The sequence below is a fragment of the Acinetobacter sp. YH12105 genome (assembly GCF_013419095.1).
GTDB lineage: Bacteria > Pseudomonadota > Gammaproteobacteria > Pseudomonadales > Moraxellaceae > Acinetobacter > Acinetobacter pseudolwoffii.
Genome location: NZ_VPAU01000001.1, coordinates 79586 through 98605, shown reverse-complemented (window position 1 = coordinate 98605; position 19020 = coordinate 79586). Strand labels below are relative to the sequence as shown.

Below are 19020 nucleotides of genomic sequence, written 5' to 3'. Positions count from 1 at the left end.
TGAATAGCTTTTATTCACTACGACATGAAATCATACGCGTTCTGAAATCAAATGCGAAGGGTAAATTTTCATTTGTATGGGTAATAAAATAATTTTTAAGCAGGAGATACCTGTCATTTTTTTATAGATAAAAAAAGAGCATGCTTTCGCATGCTCTTTTTGAGGCGAGAAATTACTCAGCTACGATAGTAACCAGAACTTCTGCAGTAACATCATGGTGCAATTGGATTGCGATGTTAAATTCGCCAGTGTGACGAAGTGCGCCATTTGGAAGACGTACTTCTGCACGGTCTACTTCTAGACCAGCATTTGTCAACGCGTCAGCGATGTCACGAGTACCGATAGAACCGAATAGTTTACCTTCGTCACCAGCTTTCGCAGTGATTACGATATTTACTTCGTTCAATTGGTCAGCACGTGCTTGAGCAGCAGCTAAAACATCAGCTTCAGCTTTCTCAAGTTCAGCACGACGAGCTTCAAAAGCAGCAGTGTTTGATTCTGTTGCAGCAACTGCCATACCTTGTGGGATAAGGAAGTTACGGCCATAACCAGCTTTAACTGATACTTTATCGCCTAGTTTACCTAGGTTTTTAATGCGTTGTAATAAGATAATATCCACAGCTCAACCTCACTTATGATTGTCAGTGTAAGGGATCAAAGACAAGAAGCGAGCTTGTTTAATAGCTAGCGCCAATTGACGTTGGTAACGAGCTTTAGTACCTGTAATACGGCTAGGAACAATCTTGCCATTTTCAGTGATGTACTGTTTTAAAGTGTCGATATCTTTGTAGTCGATGTACGTAACGTTCTCAGCTGTAAAGCGGCAGAACTTGCGACGACGGTAAAAACGTGCCATGTTATGTTCTCCTTAAGCTTCAGCAGAGTCTTGAGCGTGTTGTGCTTCTTCACGTTGAGCTTTACGCGCACGTTTTTCTTCAGCACTTTTCGCCAATAGTGACTCTTCAGTGATTGCGTTTTCACGACGGATGATAAGGCTACGAATGATTGCATCGTTATAACGGAACAATTCTTCAAGCTCATCAAGAGTAGTCTGACCACACTCAACATTCATAAGAATGTAGTGAGCTTTGTGGATCTTGTTGATTGGGTAAGCCAATTGACGACGGCCCCAGTCTTCAAGACGGTGGATTTGACCTTCAGCTTCTTTGATGTGAGTTAGGTAGCGTTCTACCATACCAACGACTTGATCGCTTTGATCAGGGTGTACTAAAAGTACGATTTCGTAATGACGCATTGTCAGCTCCTTACGGTTTGGACAGCCCCAATTTAAGTAAATTGAAGCAAGGAGTCACAACCAAGGTTGTGTCGCAGTGTTTGCGAAGGGTGAATTGTAGAGATTTTCGAGGATAATTTCAACCAGATAAGCCATTTTTGTGAAATTATATCTATTGCCAGATTCTCTTATCAAAAAATCGTTATATTTTTAATCAGGCTTAAACTGCTTAAATTTATTAAATATACTGTTGATCATATCAACCGACTCTTTCTAGGCAGGAATTGGCCTAAACCTATGAATGTGACTCTAAAACAAAAATGAGTGAATTTCACAGAAGATAAGAAAGGAGGGGACGAGCGCTTAAAGCTGAAATTTTGATTCTGCAAACAGATGCTCGGAGTGGGGGGATAAAATCAAAATAAAAAAAGATAGAGGCGAACTCTCTATCTTTTTAAAAAAACACTATCTGTGTAGATGGCGCAGTTGAAGTAAAGCTAAATACAATACTGATCACGGTAATCAGGATGACAGAGAACAGAAAATATTTCTTTGCCCAAAGCTGATCATTTTCAGCTTTAAATCCAATGACACCGATATACAACCAGTAAATGCACAATAGATTTAAAATGACTGCATACAACCAATTGGCATAGCCATATACAAATAATGCATTCATGGTCAGGGTGAATAACACCACATACAAAAGTGATTCGATCTTGGTACGATGAATCGAGCGCGCCACAGGCAAAATGGGAATGCCTGCATTTTTGTAATCATCAAAGCGGTAAACCGCAATTGCCCATGAGTGAGGCATTTGCCACAACGCATAACCTAAAAAGATCAGTAATGCACCCAGGTCAAATTGATTGGCCACAGCGGTATAGCCAATGACAGGCGGAGCTGCACCAGAAATACTGCCGACTACAGTTTGATGAATTGTGGTTCGTTTTGTCCATAGGCTGTAGAAACCAACATATACAACAAAACCAATCACCGCGAAAAGAAAAGCGTACGCATTTACCCAGAACCATAAAATGCTAAAACCAATGAGGCCTAAGACCAGAGCAAAAGCCAGGGCAACAGGTTCAGAGATGGTTTTGATGACCAGAGCACGATTTTGTGTGCGCTGCATTTTTTGGTCGATGTCCTGGTCAATCACGTTGTTGACCACACATCCTGATGCTACGACAAGCGTAGTACCGAGAAGGGTAATAAGCAGGATAAGGAAATCTACAGAACCTTGAGTGGCTACGAAGTAGCCACCCAAAGTGGTAACAAAGTTACCGAAGAGAATTCCTGGCTTAGTCAGGAATAAATACTTTTTCAACATGACGACCAGTTTAGATCATCATGTTGTAGTGTAGGTAATTCATGATCCATACAGAACCTACTAAAAGAATAGCGATGGTTAAGATGGTATACACGAACGCAATCACGTTCCAGCGTTGCTCTGAAGAAGAGTTCATATGCAGGAAGTAAATTAACTGCACAAGAATCTGAGCAACCGCAGTAATCGCAATTACTGCAATCAAGATACCGCGTTCAAAACCGCCTGCCATCACCATACCGAATGGAATTACGGTAAGGATGACAGAAAGTACGAAGCCAATTGTATATTGCTTAACGTTACCGTGTGATGCACCAGCTGAGTTGTGATCGTGACTCATTACAGAACTCCCATCAAGTAAACTACGCTGAATACACAGATCCAAACGATGTCAAGGAAGTGCCAGAACAAGCTTAGGCAAGCTAGACGACGCGTGTTTGCAAGAGTCAAACCATATTTCTTGATTTGAACCATTAACACGATCATCCAGACCAGACCAGAAGTTACGTGAATACCGTGCGTACCTACCAAGGTAAAGAACGCAGATAAGAACGCACTTGTGCTTGGACCGTGACCCGCATGAACTAAGTGATTGAACTCATATAGTTCCATGCCGATGAAGATAGCACCGAATACCCAAGTAATCGCTAACCAAGTCAGTACTTTTGCAACGTCTTTTTTGTATGCAGCAAGAACTGCAAAACCAAAGGTTACAGAAGAGATCAAGAGAGCGAAGGTTTCAGTCAGAACGAAACCTAAAGAGTCGCCAAACAGGTCTCTCGCACTTGGAGTACCCACAGGAATGTGGCTACTTAAAACAGCGAACGCAATGAAGAGTGTACCGAACAGGACAAGGTCACTCATCAAGTAAGTCCAGAAACCAAAGACGGTGATGTCAGTATCATCGTGATGATGCTCATCGTGTCCGTGGTTATCGTGATGAAGTACTTCAGCCATTGTCTTAGTCCTTCTTCAAGTGTTTTTCAAGAATCGCATAGCGTTCGTTTTCAATACGCTCAACTTCAGCAGCAGGAACATAGTAATCCACTTTCTTGGTGAAAGAAGACACGATGAAGCTAATGATAGAAGCAATGAACGTAACAACTACTAACCACCAGATGTGCCAGATTAAACCGAAGCCCATTACAGTGATGAACATCGCGATAACGAAACCAGCAGCACGATTCGTTGGCATATGGATATCTTCATACTTCGTTGGTTTTGCATATGCAACACCATTTTCTTTCTCAACCCAGAAAGTATCAATACCATTGATCTTTGGAAGATGAGCAAAGTTATAGAACGGAGCAGGAGAAGATGTCGACCATTCAAGCGTACGGCCATCCCATGGGTCGCCAGTCAAATCTAGACGTTGGTCACGTTGTAAGAAACCAACCACGATTTGCATAACGAAACATACGATACCAAGTGCAACAAGAACTGAACCGAACATCGCGATATTTACATATGGGTCCCAATCTGGGTTGTCAAATGTATTCAGACGACGAGTCATACCCATGAAACCAAGGATATAAAGTGGCATGAATGCAAAGTAGAAACCGAAGAACCAGAACCAGAATGCTGCTTTACCCCAAGTTTCATTCAGTCTCCAACCGAACATTTTCGGCCAGTAGAAGATGATACCTGCGAACATCGCAAATACTACACCACCAATAATTACGTTATGGAAGTGAGCGATCAGGAATAAAGAGTTGTGTACCAGGAAGTCCGCTGGTGGAACCGCCATCAATACACCTGTTAAACCACCGATACCGAAAGTCACAAGGAAGCCAAGTGTCCACAGCATTGGGGTTGTGTAAACAATGCGACCCTTGTACATGGTGAATAACCAAGAGAAGATTTTCACACCAGTAGGAATCGCAATAATCATGGTCATGATACCGAAGAACGCGTTAACGTTGGCACCTGCACCCATGGTAAAGAAGTGGTGAACCCATACAACGAATGACAATACTGTGATTGCTACTGTTGCATACACCATTGATTTGTAACCGAACAATGCTTTGCGTGAGTAAGTCGCAACAACTTCTGAGTAAATACCAAAGGCTGGTAATACCAAGATATACACTTCTGGGTGACCCCAAGTCCAAATCAGGTTTACATACAACATTGGGCTACCACCCAGGTCATTTGTAAAGAAGTGGAAATCGAAGTAACGGTCAAGCGTTAGCATTGCAATTGTTGCAGTCAACACCGGGAAAGCCGCAATAATCAATACTGCTGTACATAAAGATGTCCAGGTAAAGATTGGCATTTCCATGAGTTTCATGCCAGGCGCACGCATTTTGATGATGGTAACAAAGAAGTTAACACCCGTTAATAGCGTACCTAGACCTGAAATTTGCAGTGCCCAGATGTAGTAGTCCATACCTACGCCTGGAGAATATTCGATACCTGACAGTGGAGGGTATGCCATCCAGCCTGTTGCAGCGAATTCACCTAACGCAAGTGAAACCATCATCAGACCCGCAGCGCCGGCAAATAACCAGAAGCTGAGTGAGTTCAATAATGGGAATGCAACGTCACGTGCACCGATTTGAAGCGGCACAGAGATGTTCATTAAACCAACTACAAGACCCATTGCCACGAAGAAGATCATGATCACGCCATGCGCGGTAAAGATCTGGTCGTAATGCTCAGGGTGTAAATAACCTTCGCCGCCACCTTTTGCAAGGAACTGCTGAAGACGCATCATGATCGCATCGGCGAAACCACGCACCAGCATGATCACAGATACGAAGATATACATGATACCAATTTTTTTATGGTCTACAGATGTGAACCATTCGTTCCACAAGTAGCCCCATTTTTTGAAGTAGGTAATACCAGCAACAACTGCGATAGCACCCAAGATCATCATTGCAACAGTTGCCAATACGATTGGATCGTAAGGAATTGCATCTGGACCTAACTTACCTAAGAAGCTCATGTCTTATTCTCCTTGAGAAGCAGTCGCATGTTCACCTGCTACATGAGCTTCAGAAGCAGATGCTTCCTGAGCAACAGCATCAGTCGCTGCAGCTTCTACAGGAGCTGTATGATCAGCACCGTGGTAGTTACTCATATAGTTGTGAATCACAGATTCAAACAAACCAGACTCGACAGAAGAATAATAAGTCACAGGATGTGGCTGAGTCTTATATGGGCCTTCTGCTTGTGCAGTTTCAGCAAGTCGTTTCTCTAAATCTGTTCTTGCATTACGAACCATTGCATCAATTTGTTTTTGTGAACGGTTGCCGTCACGTAAGGTCGCAAATTCAGCTTGGTCTAAAACAGTTTTTTGAACTGCAACAGGATTTACTGAAGTACCATTACCTGATTGAACTGCAGCAACCCATTCAGCGAATTGAGCATCAGTCACAGAATGTGCACGGAAGCGCATTTGTGAGAAGCCATAGCCTGAATAGTTTGAAGAGAAACCACGATAACCTTCAGCTGGACTCGTTTCATCAGCTAAGAAGTTAAGGTGAGTTTGCATGCCTGCCATTGCATAAATCTGACCACTTAACGCCGGGATGAAGAAAGAGTTCATCGTGAAGTTAGACGTGATACGAAGGCTTACCGGAGTTTTCTCTGGGAAACGCAATTCGTTAATTGTTGCAATGTTTTGCTCAGGATAGATGAAGATCCATTTAAATTGTTCAGCAATAACTTGAACAGTTAATGGTGCTTTATCTGCTTCAATTGGACGGTATGGGTCATACTTGTGGGAACCCCACCAAGTTAACCAAGCTAAAATACCAATAATAATGACAGGAATACCCCATACCACAATTTCAATCGCAGTAGAGTGTGTCCATGTAGGTTTATAGTCTGCGTCTTTATTCGATGCACGATATTTCCAACCGAACCATAATGCCATGATGATTGATGGAATAACCACCAACAGCATTAAGTAAATCGCAGTCATCATCAGGTTACTTTGACCTGCTGCAACTGGACCTTTAGAGTTCAGAAGTACCATATCACCACCACACCCGGTCAAGAGTGCAGTCATCGCAGATAAAGACAATACAGCTAAAATCGTTTGTCTCATTTTACAACCTCGGTGAAGAGTCCCATTCCCTAATTTAATATGGGATAGCGATTAAAGTGCACATGACGAAAAAGGCTGATTTTTACAAAACATCCTATTAATCATAATACACCGCTACGTTGTAGGGCATTATGCCTGAGATTGACGAACTAAGCTATATCTAAAGCCGCTTTAAATGCCTGTAATAAAAACCGATTTTGTTGCTCGGGATTTAGGAATATTTATAGGAATTTTATTTCAATTTCAAAGTTATGTAAGAAAGAATGGGATGAATATCATCCCATTTTAAGTGATTCAAAATTATTGTTTTACCACTTGAGTTTTTGCCAGTTTATCGTGCAGGGTCTGACGTTTTTTACCCAATCCGAAGGCCCAGTCAATCATTAAACTCAAGGGCATGAAGATGATATTCAGAAATATAAAGAATACGCTACGAATGGTGAAGGCACGTAATAAGCTAACTTTCTCACCAGATTCAGCATCTACAATTTTGATTTTCGTCATTTTTTTGCCAATACTTTGCCCAGATTTGGCAATAAGGTAGGCTTGAATCACCAGCATGATCAGTAAATAGACCGCAGTTGCAATCCAGGCTTGTTGAGAAAACATCTCAAACATCTGGGTTTGCAGTTGCTGCGCCATGGTAGGATCAGCATCACTGTTGAGTATCACATTCATGAACTCTTGGTTCAATTCTGCAAAGCGGACTTCCTGTTCAGGGGTGAAGAATCCAGTCAGAATAAAAGTCGCTGGTAACCAGAGTAACACGTCTACAATTTTGGCCAGAATACGGCTGGGAATACTGGCAAGTGTATTTTTTTGCGTAGTTGCTTGGGTGCGTGGTTGCGTACCAGACACTGTTATAGGCGGGTTGTTCTGGAAAGGCGTGTCAGGTGTTGCGGTTGGTGCGACATAACCCTCAGGTTGATATACCGATTTTCCCTGGGTAAGCTCACCTAAAGCTTTCCACTCTGCCATGCCTTGATGCCATGCCAAATCAGTTAGCATGACTTGCTGATTGGCAAGCATTTGATTTAATTGCTCGAGCGTATATGGACCAGCTTGTTGATTGTTTCGTGCCAAGTAAATCTGCATATAGACTGAATCTCAATATATAAATTTGAACTGATAATAGGTTGAATTAAGATTGTATTGAATTCTATTTTGAAAACAAACACCATCTTATCGTTAAGATTATAGATAAATTGAGTATTTTCAATCCTATTTATGAAGAAAATGCTTCAAATCAAAAACAGTGTAACAAGGATCGGGTGGTTTGAGTGCATCATTCAACATATCCGATTCGCTTTAATTATTGCCCTTTAAAAATGATTTTACTGTTGGCATTTGTTTGTCATTACAATTTGAATGTGGAGAAACAAAATACAAAAACTTATATTTTTAAAACTTTCAGAAGAGCGTTTTGAAATATAAAAGAATATTCATCCCATAAAAAAAAGACCCTGCGAAAGGGTCTTTTTTTATTTAAAATCTATTATGCAGTTGCCACTTTTTCTTTAGCCAGGAAGAACCAGGTATCCAGGACTGAATCCGGGTTTAAAGATACAGACTCAATGCCTTGTTCCATGAGCCATTTCGCAAGATCAGGATGGTCTGAAGGACCTTGACCACAAATACCCACGTATTTGCCTGCACGGTGACATGCCTGGATTGCAAGAGCAAGAAGCGCTTTTACAGCAGGGTCACGTTCGTCGAACAAGTGCGATACGATACCAGAGTCACGGTCTAGACCAAGCGTTAGCTGGGTCAGGTCGTTTGAACCGATAGAGAAACCATCGAAGTGTTCAAGGAATTGATCGGCCAACAATGCGTTGGTTGGTAATTCACACATCATGATCACTTTAAGACCATTTTCACCACGTTTAAGACCGTTCAATTCCAATAACTCGATCACACGTTTTGCTTCAGCCACAGTACGCACAAATGGAATCATGATCTGTACATTGGTTAAGCCCATTTCATCACGAACTTTTTTCAATGCACGGCATTCAAGCTCGAAGCAGTCACGGAAGTTGTCAGACACGTAGCGGCTTGCACCACGGAAGCCCAGCATCGGGTTCTCTTCTTCTGGCTCGTACAACTTACCGCCGATCAAGTTTGCGTATTCATTTGACTTAAAGTCAGACATACGCACGATCACTGGTTTATCTGCAAATGCAGCAGCAAGAGTAGAGATACCTTCAACCAGTTTTTCTACATAGAACTCGATTGGAGAAGCATAACCAGCAGTACGCGCCATCACAGCAGCACGTGTTTCACGTGGCAAGCTGTCAATATTCAACAATGCTTTAGGATGCACACCGATCATACGGTTGATGATGAATTCTAAACGTGCAAGACCAATCCCTTCGTTTGGAATTTGCGCGAAGTCGAATGCACGATCCGGGTTACCGACGTTCATCATGACTTTGAACGGAAGAGCAGGCATTGATTCGATCGAGTTGGTTTGGATTTCGAAATCCAGCGCACCTTCATAGATGAAGCCCGTATCACCTTCAGCGCAAGACACAGTCACTTCCTGACCGTCAACCAGTACTTCAGTGGCATTACCACAGCCTACAATCGCAGGAACACCAAGTTCACGTGCAATGATTGCAGCATGACAGGTACGACCACCACGGTTGGTAATAATCGCAGCAGCACGTTTCATCACTGGTTCCCAATCCGGGTCAGTCATGTCAGATACCAGCACGTCACCGTCTTGTACTTTGTCCATTTCTTTGATTGAAGTCACGATACGGACTTTACCAGAACCGATACGTTGACCGATTGAGCGACCTTCACAGATCACAGTACCACGTTGTTTGAGCAAATAGCGCTCCATGGTGCCGACATTTTCACGGCTTTTTACTGTTTCAGGGCGTGCCTGAACGATGTAGATTTTTCCATCATCGCCATCTTTTGCCCACTCGATGTCCATTGGAGAACCGTAGTGGTTTTCAATGATCAGCGCTTGTTTGGCAAGTTCTTGGAGTTCTTGGTCGTTTAGAGCGAACTGTTGACGCTCAGCTTTTTCTACATCTACGACAACCACTGATTTACCTGCAGAAGCTTCTTCACCATAAATCATCTTCTGGTGTTTAGAACCCAAGTTGCGGCGTAAAATCGCGTGTCGGCCTGCATTTAACAGCGGTTTAGAAATATAGAATTCGTCAGGGTTGACTGCACCTTGAACGACCATTTCACCCAAACCATAAGACGCGGTAATAAACACTGCATCACGGAAGCCTGATTCAGTGTCCAGGGTAAACATCACACCTGCAGCACCCGTTTCAGAGCGAACCATACGTTGGATCCCTGCTGAAAGGGCAACCACGTCATGCGCGAAGTTTTGATGGACACGATAAGAAATTGCGCGGTCATTATATAAAGATGCAAAAACTTCTTTGATCGCGATAAGCACGTTATCAATACCGCGAATATTCAAGAAAGTTTCTTGCTGTCCAGCAAAAGAAGCATCTGGTAAATCTTCTGCTGTCGCTGATGAACGAACGGCAACCGCGATATCAGGGTTGCCGTTAGAAAGTTCTGCAAATGCTGTACGAACTTCTTGTTCTAATTCAGAGGTAAGTGGAGTATCCACAATCCATTGGCGGATTTTTGCACCGGTTTCAGCAAGAGCATTCACATCATCCACATTTAGTGCTGCAAGCTCTGCATTAATTTTAGCGTTTAGGCCACTTTGCTCGAGAAATTCACGATATGCTTCAGCTGTAGTTGCAAAGCCACCTGGCACCGATACACCAGCATTGGATAAGTGGCTGATCATTTCGCCCAAGGATGAGTTTTTCCCACCCACGAGTTCAACGTCGTGCTTCCCTAATTTTTCCAGACCAATTACGCGCGCTTCCAAAGTTGTTACTCCACTTTTGCAGTATTAATCACTATCTTGGCATGAGAGTATAGCAAATCATCTAGGTTTTTGATTTTACTAAGCGACAGTCATGTAAGATCGGTTTACTATAAAGATTATATAGCACTAAGACAAATGGTGGAGGAGAATTTTAATGTCAGAAGGTAAACAAATTCAGCGTAGTGTTTTCTTTATCTCGGATGGCACGGCAATTACCGCTGAAACGCTTGGACACTCACTATTAGCGCAGTTTCCAAATGTAAAGTTTGACATTCATATTATCCCTTATATTAGCTCTGAAGAAGCCGCAACCAGTGTGGTTGCAGAGATCAATGCGCGTGCTCTGCAAGACGGTGAAAAACCACTGGTTTTTGATACTTTAGTCGACCCTTATGTGCGGGAGATTATTAATACCGCAAATGCCGTAAATCTTGATGTATTTGAAGGACTTATCAGTAAGTTGTCGGATGAGTTGCAGGTGTTGCCTACAACTTTAGTCGGTCAAACCCATGCGGTGACTGATACTGCCTCCTATAAAGCCCGTATCGATGCGGTACATTTTGCCTTGGACAATGATGATGGCGCGCGTACGCGTCATTATGATAAAGCCGATCTGATTCTGATTGGGGTGTCGCGTTCGGGTAAAACACCTACCTCTATTTATTTGTCTTTGCAATTTGGTATTCGGGTGGCCAACTATCCACTAACAGAAGAAGATCTGGACGATAATCGCTTGCCAGCGGTACTGCGTCCGCATAAAAACAAGCTGTTTGGTCTGATGATTGATGCAGACCGTCTCGTCGCGATTCGCACTGAACGTAAGGCCAATAGTCGTTATGCCAGCTTTAGCCAGTGCCAGATGGAGCTGCGTGCCATTGAAGGAATCTACATTTCGGAAGGAATCAAGTACCTGAATGTCTCTGAAATGTCGATTGAAGAAATCTCGACACGTGTCTTGCAAATGACGGGTTTAAAACGTCGAATTGGCTAAAAAGCCAAACAGAGCCAAACTTTGATTTGGCTCTGTTTTATAGCTAAAAAATACCAATAAGTGCTTATTTATAGAAATAATATATGATTTTTATAAATTTAAAAAATATCAAGTATCATAATTAAAAATACAAAAGAGCGTTATTTAATCAATTTGTTGAATAAGTACACTATTAATCCTGGGTGTAGAGTTCTAGATTTCATCAATTTTTCATGTTGAGTTGCCAACGTAGCTTATTCTTCTGCTAAATAAGTATGAATAATAATATCGACCTGATGCTGATCTCCATTGATACAGCAAATACTGTTTTCAGTAATTTTTAGGATTGGCCAGGTAATCAGCTGACAATTTTCCCGCTGTAGCGCGGCATAATAATGATCTGACTTGAGATAGGTGTTAGGAGGAGATGCAAGATTTGGCATTAACTGGCGTCTTAGCCACAGGTTTTGTACCTGATTTTCCAGAAATCTGAGGGAAAGCAGACTCTTAATCCGGTTGTTAAATAGACGACGATTTTTACCAATTAAAGGATGATTAATAATGCGTTGCAGAATGCGGTCTGAACCTGGCAGCACAAAAGCAGGATTAATCTGAAAAACTTTCACCGAACCGGCATGTTGACTAATTTTATCCAGCTGGGTAACGGTAAACTGGTCTGTACCAATAATTGCAATATCTTTGTTTGAATAATCCAGTTTCATAAGCTCGGAAGAAGCGATATTTATTCCGGTAAACAGCTGGAAATGTTCGGGATGATTTTCAAAAATGCCAGCGTGTAGATCTTGCTTGGTGGCCATTAGACTTCCTTGAATTTATTTAATAATTGATTTTCTTTGTCTTAGATATAAACAAAAACCAGAAGCAGGGTAAAGGAGAAAATTTAACTTAGACAGTCATCTATTTGACAGAAATACAGCGGCTTATTTTTTTCTAAGTCAGGAGATATAAATATGATTAAAAAGCGGTGGTGTTAAGTAAGAGAGAAGAATGAATAGAAAAAGTTTGGATGACGGTGTTGAACAGATTGTTGCTATTTTATTTGAAAGTTATACAACATCTACCCATTGCTGAGAATAGGTAGATGTCGCTTTCATTTATTGCCCGTTTTTAAGCTGCATCAACAGCTCAAAGTTATGCAGACGCTTGTCAGTGTCATAGATGTCACAAGTGAAGATAAACTCATCGACATCATATCTGGCCAAAAGCGATTCCAGCCCAGCTTTCACAGTTTCTTTGGAGCCGACCTGTGCCATGGCAAAGAAATTATCAACCGACATTTTCTCGGCAGGTGACCATAGACCGTCCATTGAATCTATCGGCGCTTTCAGTTTTAAGGTCTGACCACGAATCAATGACAAAACCCGCTGATAGGCACTGGTCGCGAGGTATTCTGCTTCTTCATCGCTATCTGCCACACAGGTTGGGACACCCATTGAGACATAAGGACGTTCCAGATATTCGGAAGGCTCAAAGTTTTCACGATACAGCTGAATCGCCTGACCGAGCATACGCGGGGCAAAATGTGAAGCAAAAGAATAAGGCAGGCCCAGTTTTGCTGCAAGTTGTGCACTGAACAGACTCGATCCGAGTAGCCAGACCGGAACATGCGTGCTTTGACCGGGAGTCGCAACAATACGCTGATTTGGCTCTGGATCTTTAAAATATTGCAAAATTTCCAGAATATCTTGCGGGAACTGATCTTCAGTTTCCTGACGGCCACGGCGCAGGGCACGCATGGTCATCTGGTCAGTTCCAGGAGCACGGCCCAGACCGAGTTCAACACGATCTGGATATAAGGTCGCTAAAGTTCCGAATTGCTCAGCCACCACCAGCGGCGCATGATTCGGGAGCATAATCCCGCCTGAGCCTAAGGTTAAGCTTTTGGTGTTCGCCAGTAAATAGCCTAAAAGAACGGCTGTGGCTGAACTGGCAATGCCATCCATATTGTGATGTTCTGCCAGCCACATTCGGCTATAACCCAGTTGTTCTGCTGCCTGGGCAAGCTCCAGCGCGTGGTTCAGCGCGAATTGAATAGTCTTATCGTCACGAACAGGAACCAGTTCGAGGATAGAGAACCGGGTATCGTTAAGTGTACGCATCGTATTACTCTTAAATAGACATGACTAAAAGCATACGACTTTGCATTGTATTTGTATATCGAAAAAAATCGATATAAGTGTAAACGAAAATAACAGGCAAAAAAATAAGCATCCGAAGATGCTTATTTAAGAAGGGAAGCTTAGAGAGTGCAGCCTTAACGACGACGGTTGTTGTAACGATAGTCATTCGTGCGGTAGTTTTTTGAACTGTAGCGACGGTCATAGCGGTCATCATAACGGCGATCCTCACTGACTTTTTTACCCAGTGCCGAACCACCCGCAGAACCTAGTGCTGCACCGATATAACCGCCATTGGTACCCGCCATGTTTCGGCCGACTGCATAACCCGCACCACCACCGAGGGCACCACCGATAATCGCACCATTACGGTCACGTTTGTTTGCCGCAACAGCTGCACCAGCACCACCACCAATCGCAGAACCGATGGTTGCACCGGTTGTACCACCCATTTTATTACCCACGGCTGCACCAACCACACCACCAAGTGCTGAAGCTAAAGCTGTATTGGTGGTATTACCGGCATTGGCTGCTGTCATACCCATGGCTGAGGTTGCTACAACAGCGATCATTAGAGATTTATAGTTCATGAGTACACCTTTTCGTATATCTAGCTGTATTTGTTGATAAGATCAATTTAATCTAGCAAGCGTCAAACAGCATGAAGGCCGTGTTGACGAATTGTGATTTTTATCTCCTTAATTTATTCATGATTTTGAGTGAATAATTTTATGTATTACATGAATTTGACTGTGTTTGAAAAGCATAAAAAAAGCACCCGAAGGTGCTCTTAATGACGAATGTCTGAGGTCTAACGCATTGATCAGTTATAACGGTAATGACGTTTTTTCTTGTAGTGGCGTGATTTGGCTTTTTCTGCAGTTTTGTCTTTGGAAATCTTGTTGCCTAATGCAGCACCACCGGCAGCACCCAGGGCTGAACCGATATAACCGCCATTGCTGCCGCCCATGTTTTTACCTACGGTATAACCTGCACCGCCACCCAAAGCACCACCGATTGCAGATTCAGTACGGTTCTTTTTGCTACTTGCCACTGCTGCGCCGCCTGCACCACCTAAGGCTGCGCCAAGTGTAGCGCCAGTATTGCCGCCCATGTTTTTACCTAGGGCTGTACCTGCAACACTACCTAAGGCACTTGCTGCTGCAACACGTGCTGTACTGTCTGCATGTGCATTTACCGCCATCATTGAACCAGCAGCTAAAACTGTACTCATTAAAAGTGCGTTGAGTTTCATGTCATCACTCCGTGTCCATTAACAGGACTGTATTTATTTCGATGTGGAAAATGTAACAAATCATGCCCAGAATAATATGAAGATGTTTCTCCATAATTCACTGCTTTATTTGATGAATTGTAAAATCTGCAAGAAATAAGCATAAGATCGATTATAAAAAAGGCAATTCCACTATTTTTAATCTTATTTGTTAACAAATGCTGCCGAGAGAGAATGATAGCGGCGTGGACTTACTCAATAATGATGTTCATTAGAAGCCAGAATCGTTAAACTAGGCGCAATTTTTTGATTTCGCTGTGCTAAATCGGTTTTTAGTTGCAGCCTATGTTTTGAGATTTTTTAAAAAATGAAAGAATCGTTACGTTTACGATTAGACCAACTCTCTGACCGCCACGAAGAGCTGACAGCATTATTGGCTGATATAGAAGTAATTTCAGACAATAAACGTTTTCGTCAGCTGTCGCGTGAGCATAATGACCTGACAGAAATCACCAGCGTTTGGAGCAAGTACAGACAGGCTGAAGAAGATATTGAAACAGCTCAGGCCATGTTGTCGGACCCGGACTTTAAGGAAATGGCACAAGAGGAAATCAAAGAAAATAAAGCTTTGATTGAAGCGCTTGAATCAGACCTGAATATTCTGATGATTCCAAAAGATCCAAATGATGCCAACTCTGCTTATCTGGAAATTCGTGCCGGAACCGGCGGCGATGAAGCAGCGATTTTCTCGGGTGATCTGTATCGCATGTATAGTAAATACGCAGAAAATCAAGGCTGGCGTATTGAAATCCTGTCAGAAAATGAAGGTGAACACGGCGGTTATAAAGAAGTGATTTGCCTGATCAATGGTGACGGTGTATATGGTCGCTTGAAGTTTGAGAGTGGTGCGCATCGTGTACAACGTGTGCCAGCAACCGAATCGCAAGGTCGTGTACATACGTCTGCTTGTACCGTTGCGATCTTACCGGAAGTTGATGTCGATACTTCGGTAGAAATCAATTCCTCGGATCTGCGTATTGATACTTATCGTGCCTCAGGTGCCGGCGGTCAGCACATTAACAAAACTGACTCTGCGGTACGTATTACCCATATTCCGACAGGCACAGTGGTTGAGTGTCAGGATGAGCGTTCGCAGCATAAAAACAAAGCCAAAGCGATGGCTTTGCTAGTTTCACGTCTGGAAAATGCCAAACGGGCGGCGGTAGATGCGGCAACTTCTGAAATGCGCCGTGATCTGGTCGGGTCGGGTGATCGTTCAGAACGTATCCGTACCTATAACTATCCGCAAGGCCGTATGACCGATCACCGCATTAACCTGACCTTATATAAGCTGGATGCAGTGATGGAAGGTGATCTGACCGAATTGCTGGACAGCTTGCATCGCGAATATCAGGCCGATCAGCTGGCCATGCTTGCACAGCAGAATGGTGGATAATGAATATTTTACAAGCACTGGCTTTGCGCGGCGAAGCCGAGAGTTACGAACGTCAGGAAAATGCCTGGTTGCTGGAACACATCACCAAGATTGATTCATTTGATCTGCTGATGAAAAAAGACCAGGAATTAAGCCCGGAGCAGGAACAGGCTTATAAGGATGGTCTGGCGCGGATTGCTGCCGGTGAGCCTTTGGCTTATGTCACTGGTTCACAGCCATTCTGGACTTTGGACCTGAAAGTCACCAAAGATACTTTGGTGCCACGTCCGGATACTGAAGTGCTGGTTGAAACCGTATTAAAGTTGGATCTGCCTGAAGATGCCCGTGTGGCAGACTTGGGTACAGGTACAGGCGCAATTGCCTTATCGCTTGCATCGGAACGTCCTGACTGGAAAGTGGTTGCCTCGGATATTTATGCGCCTACGCTGGAAGTGGCGAAATACAATGCAGAACAGCATGACATTGAAAATGTTGAGTTCTTGCTGGGTTCCTGGTTAAAGCCATTTGGCCGTCAGTTTTTTGATGTGATTGCTTCAAATCCGCCGTATATCGATGCGAACGATGCGCATATGCAGCATCTGGCAACCGAGCCGGAACGTGCCTTGGTTGCACAGAAAAAGGGTCTGGCTGATTTGGAAGATATTATTATTCAGGCCAAAAAGCACTTAACCGTCAAGGGTTGGGTGGTGCTTGAACATGGCTATGATCAGGCCGATGCCGTACAGCATTTGTTCAGACAGGCAGGCTATAAGCAGGTTCGTACTGTCAAAGATTATGGCGGTAATGATCGGGTGACTTTGGGCCAGTGGCCGCATTAATTTTCAGCATAAAATCTGTATATTAAAAAAGCGGCCTTGATGGCCGCTTTTTAGTTGTCTTTCACTTTATCTGCTTTTAACCACATCACGCCAACGTAGTAATCGGGTTTCCAGTATCTTCATGAGCTTATCGCTAACTTTCCCTAAAATGGCCAATAAGATAATCGCAATGATCACGATATCGGGTCTGGATGTCTCCCGGCCATCACTGAGTAAATAGCCGATACCTTGGGTTGCGGCAATCAGTTCTGCAGCAATCATAAACATCCATGACAGGCTTAAGCTATTCCTTAAACCGGTCAATATGCCAGGGGATGCAGCCGGCAAGACAATTTGCTGAATCTGCTGCCAGTATTTCAAACGATACACTTGTGCTACTTCAATCAGTTTACGATCCACGCCCTGTATGGCCGCTACGGTATTGGTATAGGTCGGAAAGAAAGCACCAATTGCGATCAAGGTGATTTTTGAGGCTTCATCAATCCCCAGCCAAAGCAGTAAAAGAGGAATCCAGGCCAAACTTGGAATCGATTTAATTGCAGAAAATGAGGGTTCCAGAAATTCTTCTGCCTGCTTATTCAGACCCACAAAAATGGCAAAGACTAATCCCAGACCACTCCCGATCGCAAAGCCCAATACTACCCGCCAGCTACTTAGCCCGATATGTTGCCATAAATCGCCTTCTGCCAGTTCAGCCAAAGACTGAAGCAGACTACTCGGTGCAGGCAACAGATACGGTTCAATCACACCGCTACGCACCAGTACTTCACATAGAATGATTAAAATGACAGGAAGGGTCAGACCTTTCAGGATCGAAAGACAGCGTGACAAAAAAACCGACCTGGGTGATTGATTCTGCACGAGTTGTTCCGGGATGCTTTTAGCTAGAGCCATTATTTGCTCACAACCTTTTGTGCATATTTGGCATCAAGCAGCTGAGACACCACTTGATTGACATTGGTGCCTTTACGTACCAGATTTTCTTCGGTCAGAATCGTGCCGGCTTTTTGTAAGGCCTTAATATGTTTGGCTGTAGGAATATTCTGATCCAGATTGGTACGGCTGAGCTGAAGTTTGGCAACGTTTAATGGCAGTTTTGTTTCACGTGCCAAAAGTTCAGCCAGTTTGTCCGGATTGGCTTTGGCCCATTGGCGTGCCTGTTCATAGGCTTTAAGCACGGCTTCAATTGCTTCCGGGCTTTGTTTGGCAAAGTTTTCCTTTACACTTAAAACGCTATAAGAATTAAAGCCCACATTGCGATATAGCAGTTTGGCACCTGACTGTACTTGTGCAGAGGCCATTAGTGGATCTAAGCCAGCCCAGGCATCGATCTGTTTACGTTCTAGTGCGGTTTTACCATCCGGATGCTGTAAATGTACCAGTTGAACATCACCTTTACTGAGGCCGACAGTATCCAGAGCTTGCAAAGTGAACAGGAATGGATCGGTACCTTTGGTTGCTGCAATTTTTTTACCTTTTAGGTCTTTCAGGGATTTTATCGGCGAGTCTTTTGCAACGACCAGTGCAGTCCACTCTGGTTGGCTTTGTACATATACAGTTTTAATCGGGCTGCCATTGGCACGACTGAGGACGGCAGCCAAACCTGCAGTCGAAGCAAAATCGACACTGCCACTGTTTAAATACTCTAGAGAACGATTACTGCCTTGGCTAAATACCCATTTGATTTGTGTTTTCGGAAGTGCTTTTTCTAAAAGTTTTTGCTCTTTTAGCACCAGACTGGTCGGAGCATAATAAGCATAATCCAGTTTTAGCTCTGCCGGAATGGCTGCGAACGTTATACCACTGATCAGGGAAGAAGAAACTGTCAGTACCACCAATCTTGTGGAGATCAATATTTTTTTCATGCTTATCTCAAAGTCATCATAATGAATTTTTCGACATAAATAGC

The 19020-nt window shown here is 43.2% G+C and carries 19 protein-coding genes; 3 read left to right on the top strand and 16 right to left on the bottom strand.

Going from position 1 to position 19020, the window contains the following annotated elements; all coding sequences use genetic code 11:
- Positions 1 to 172 precede the first annotated feature (172 nt).
- The 10 genes from rplI to ppsA all read right to left on the bottom strand — a co-directional run bounded on the left by rplI (position 173) and on the right by ppsA (position 10495).
- Positions 173 to 619, bottom strand: coding sequence for a 50S ribosomal protein L9 (rplI, locus tag FTU44_RS00490; RefSeq protein WP_004645413.1), 447 nt, complete (start codon positions 617 to 619; stop codon positions 173 to 175).
- Positions 620 to 628: 9 nt separating this feature from the next.
- Positions 629 to 856: a 30S ribosomal protein S18 gene (gene rpsR, locus FTU44_RS00485; protein ID WP_005097242.1), complete on the bottom strand. Its 228-nt coding sequence runs from the start codon at positions 854 to 856 to the stop codon at positions 629 to 631.
- Between the two features lie 12 nt (positions 857 to 868).
- Entirely contained in the window at positions 869 to 1255 is a 387-nt protein-coding gene (rpsF, locus tag FTU44_RS00480) for a 30S ribosomal protein S6 (protein WP_004278789.1), read from the bottom strand.
- Positions 1256 to 1688: 433 nt separating this feature from the next.
- Entirely contained in the window at positions 1689 to 2567 is an 879-nt protein-coding gene (gene cyoE / locus FTU44_RS00475; protein WP_180049073.1) for a heme o synthase, read from the bottom strand.
- 10 nt (positions 2568 to 2577) lie between these two features.
- Positions 2578 to 2904, bottom strand: a complete 327-nt coding sequence (locus FTU44_RS00470; RefSeq protein ID WP_005097239.1) for a cytochrome o ubiquinol oxidase subunit IV — start codon at positions 2902 to 2904, stop codon at positions 2578 to 2580.
- Entirely contained in the window at positions 2904 to 3521 is a 618-nt protein-coding gene (gene cyoC, locus FTU44_RS00465) for a cytochrome o ubiquinol oxidase subunit III (RefSeq protein WP_005097238.1), read from the bottom strand. The genes FTU44_RS00470 and cyoC overlap by 1 nt, the downstream gene beginning before the upstream one ends.
- A 4-nt stretch (positions 3522 to 3525) precedes the next feature.
- Positions 3526 to 5514, bottom strand: a complete 1989-nt coding sequence (cyoB, locus tag FTU44_RS00460; protein ID WP_074383225.1) for a cytochrome o ubiquinol oxidase subunit I — start codon at positions 5512 to 5514, stop codon at positions 3526 to 3528.
- A gap of 3 nt (positions 5515 to 5517) precedes the next feature.
- A complete protein-coding gene (cyoA, locus tag FTU44_RS00455) occupies positions 5518 to 6621 on the bottom strand; it encodes a ubiquinol oxidase subunit II (RefSeq protein WP_005097235.1) in 1104 nt (367 codons plus the stop codon).
- Between the two features lie 300 nt (positions 6622 to 6921).
- Positions 6922 to 7716: an RDD family protein gene (locus FTU44_RS00450; protein WP_005170506.1), complete on the bottom strand. Its 795-nt coding sequence runs from the start codon at positions 7714 to 7716 to the stop codon at positions 6922 to 6924.
- A gap of 400 nt (positions 7717 to 8116) precedes the next feature.
- Complete coding sequence (gene ppsA, locus FTU44_RS00445; protein ID WP_005097232.1) at positions 8117 to 10495, bottom strand: phosphoenolpyruvate synthase; 2379 nt, start codon at positions 10493 to 10495, stop codon at positions 8117 to 8119.
- A 154-nt stretch (positions 10496 to 10649) separates the two neighbouring features.
- On the opposite strand from ppsA, the gene FTU44_RS00440 reads away from it, so the two are divergent.
- Complete coding sequence (locus FTU44_RS00440) at positions 10650 to 11486, top strand: pyruvate, water dikinase regulatory protein (protein WP_005097231.1); 837 nt, start codon at positions 10650 to 10652, stop codon at positions 11484 to 11486.
- A gap of 233 nt (positions 11487 to 11719) precedes the next feature.
- On the opposite strand, the gene FTU44_RS00435 is transcribed toward FTU44_RS00440, so the two are convergent.
- The 4 genes from FTU44_RS00435 to FTU44_RS00420 all read right to left on the bottom strand — a co-directional run bounded on the left by FTU44_RS00435 (position 11720) and on the right by FTU44_RS00420 (position 14858).
- Positions 11720 to 12283 (bottom strand): flavoprotein, encoded by a 564-nt coding sequence (locus FTU44_RS00435; protein WP_180049071.1) that lies wholly within the window; start codon positions 12281 to 12283, stop codon positions 11720 to 11722.
- Positions 12284 to 12580: 297 nt separating this feature from the next.
- Entirely contained in the window at positions 12581 to 13585 is a 1005-nt protein-coding gene (locus FTU44_RS00430) for an LLM class flavin-dependent oxidoreductase (RefSeq protein ID WP_100355348.1), read from the bottom strand.
- 155 nt (positions 13586 to 13740) lie between these two features.
- The gene (locus FTU44_RS00425; RefSeq protein ID WP_005097226.1) at positions 13741 to 14193 is read right to left on the bottom strand and encodes a hypothetical protein; all 453 of its coding nucleotides are present in this window, start codon (positions 14191 to 14193) and stop codon (positions 13741 to 13743) included.
- Positions 14194 to 14426: 233 nt separating this feature from the next.
- A complete protein-coding gene (locus FTU44_RS00420; protein ID WP_005097225.1) occupies positions 14427 to 14858 on the bottom strand; it encodes a glycine zipper 2TM domain-containing protein in 432 nt (143 codons plus the stop codon).
- Between the two features lie 346 nt (positions 14859 to 15204).
- Between FTU44_RS00420 and prfA the strand changes: the two genes are divergently transcribed.
- Together prfA and prmC are read left to right on the top strand one after the other, a co-directional pair.
- Positions 15205 to 16293 (top strand): peptide chain release factor 1, encoded by a 1089-nt coding sequence (gene prfA, locus FTU44_RS00415; RefSeq protein WP_180049069.1) that lies wholly within the window; start codon positions 15205 to 15207, stop codon positions 16291 to 16293.
- Complete coding sequence (prmC, locus tag FTU44_RS00410) at positions 16293 to 17111, top strand: peptide chain release factor N(5)-glutamine methyltransferase (RefSeq protein ID WP_180049067.1); 819 nt, start codon at positions 16293 to 16295, stop codon at positions 17109 to 17111. Before prfA ends, prmC begins: the two co-directional genes overlap by 1 nt.
- 66 nt (positions 17112 to 17177) lie before the next feature.
- On the opposite strand, the gene FTU44_RS00405 is transcribed toward prmC, so the two are convergent.
- Entirely contained in the window at positions 17178 to 18005 is an 828-nt protein-coding gene (locus tag FTU44_RS00405) for an ABC transporter permease (protein WP_180049065.1), read from the bottom strand.
- Positions 18005 to 18976: an aliphatic sulfonate ABC transporter substrate-binding protein gene (locus FTU44_RS00400; RefSeq protein WP_180049063.1), complete on the bottom strand. Its 972-nt coding sequence runs from the start codon at positions 18974 to 18976 to the stop codon at positions 18005 to 18007. The genes FTU44_RS00405 and FTU44_RS00400 overlap by 1 nt, the downstream gene beginning before the upstream one ends.
- Between the last annotated feature and the right edge of the window lie 44 nt (positions 18977 to 19020).

What these genes read in the sequence shown, in the direction of transcription:
- FTU44_RS00400 (WP_180049063.1), bottom strand. Translation starts at nt 18,976, where the DNA reads ATGAAAAAAATATTGATCTCCACAAGATTGGTGGTACTGACAGTTTCT.
- FTU44_RS00435 (WP_180049071.1), bottom strand. Translation starts at nt 12,283, where the DNA reads ATGGCCACCAAGCAAGATCTACACGCTGGCATTTTTGAAAATCATCCC.
- FTU44_RS00450 (WP_005170506.1), bottom strand. Translation starts at nt 7,716, where the DNA reads ATGCAGATTTACTTGGCACGAAACAATCAACAAGCTGGTCCATATACG.
- FTU44_RS00470 (WP_005097239.1), bottom strand. Translation starts at nt 2,904, where the DNA reads ATGAGTCACGATCACAACTCAGCTGGTGCATCACACGGTAACGTTAAG.
- prfA (WP_180049069.1), top strand. Translation starts at nt 15,205, where the DNA reads ATGAAAGAATCGTTACGTTTACGATTAGACCAACTCTCTGACCGCCAC.
- FTU44_RS00405 (WP_180049065.1), bottom strand. Translation starts at nt 18,005, where the DNA reads ATGGCTCTAGCTAAAAGCATCCCGGAACAACTCGTGCAGAATCAATCA.
- FTU44_RS00425 (WP_005097226.1), bottom strand. Translation starts at nt 14,193, where the DNA reads ATGAACTATAAATCTCTAATGATCGCTGTTGTAGCAACCTCAGCCATG.
- cyoE (WP_180049073.1), bottom strand. Translation starts at nt 2,567, where the DNA reads ATGTTGAAAAAGTATTTATTCCTGACTAAGCCAGGAATTCTCTTCGGT.
- FTU44_RS00420 (WP_005097225.1), bottom strand. Translation starts at nt 14,858, where the DNA reads ATGAAACTCAACGCACTTTTAATGAGTACAGTTTTAGCTGCTGGTTCA.
- FTU44_RS00440 (WP_005097231.1), top strand. Translation starts at nt 10,650, where the DNA reads ATGTCAGAAGGTAAACAAATTCAGCGTAGTGTTTTCTTTATCTCGGAT.
- rpsF (WP_004278789.1), bottom strand. Translation starts at nt 1,255, where the DNA reads ATGCGTCATTACGAAATCGTACTTTTAGTACACCCTGATCAAAGCGAT.
- FTU44_RS00430 (WP_100355348.1), bottom strand. Translation starts at nt 13,585, where the DNA reads ATGCGTACACTTAACGATACCCGGTTCTCTATCCTCGAACTGGTTCCT.
- rpsR (WP_005097242.1), bottom strand. Translation starts at nt 856, where the DNA reads ATGGCACGTTTTTACCGTCGTCGCAAGTTCTGCCGCTTTACAGCTGAG.
- prmC (WP_180049067.1), top strand. Translation starts at nt 16,293, where the DNA reads ATGAATATTTTACAAGCACTGGCTTTGCGCGGCGAAGCCGAGAGTTAC.
- cyoB (WP_074383225.1), bottom strand. Translation starts at nt 5,514, where the DNA reads ATGAGCTTCTTAGGTAAGTTAGGTCCAGATGCAATTCCTTACGATCCA.
- cyoA (WP_005097235.1), bottom strand. Translation starts at nt 6,621, where the DNA reads ATGAGACAAACGATTTTAGCTGTATTGTCTTTATCTGCGATGACTGCA.
- cyoC (WP_005097238.1), bottom strand. Translation starts at nt 3,521, where the DNA reads ATGGCTGAAGTACTTCATCACGATAACCACGGACACGATGAGCATCAT.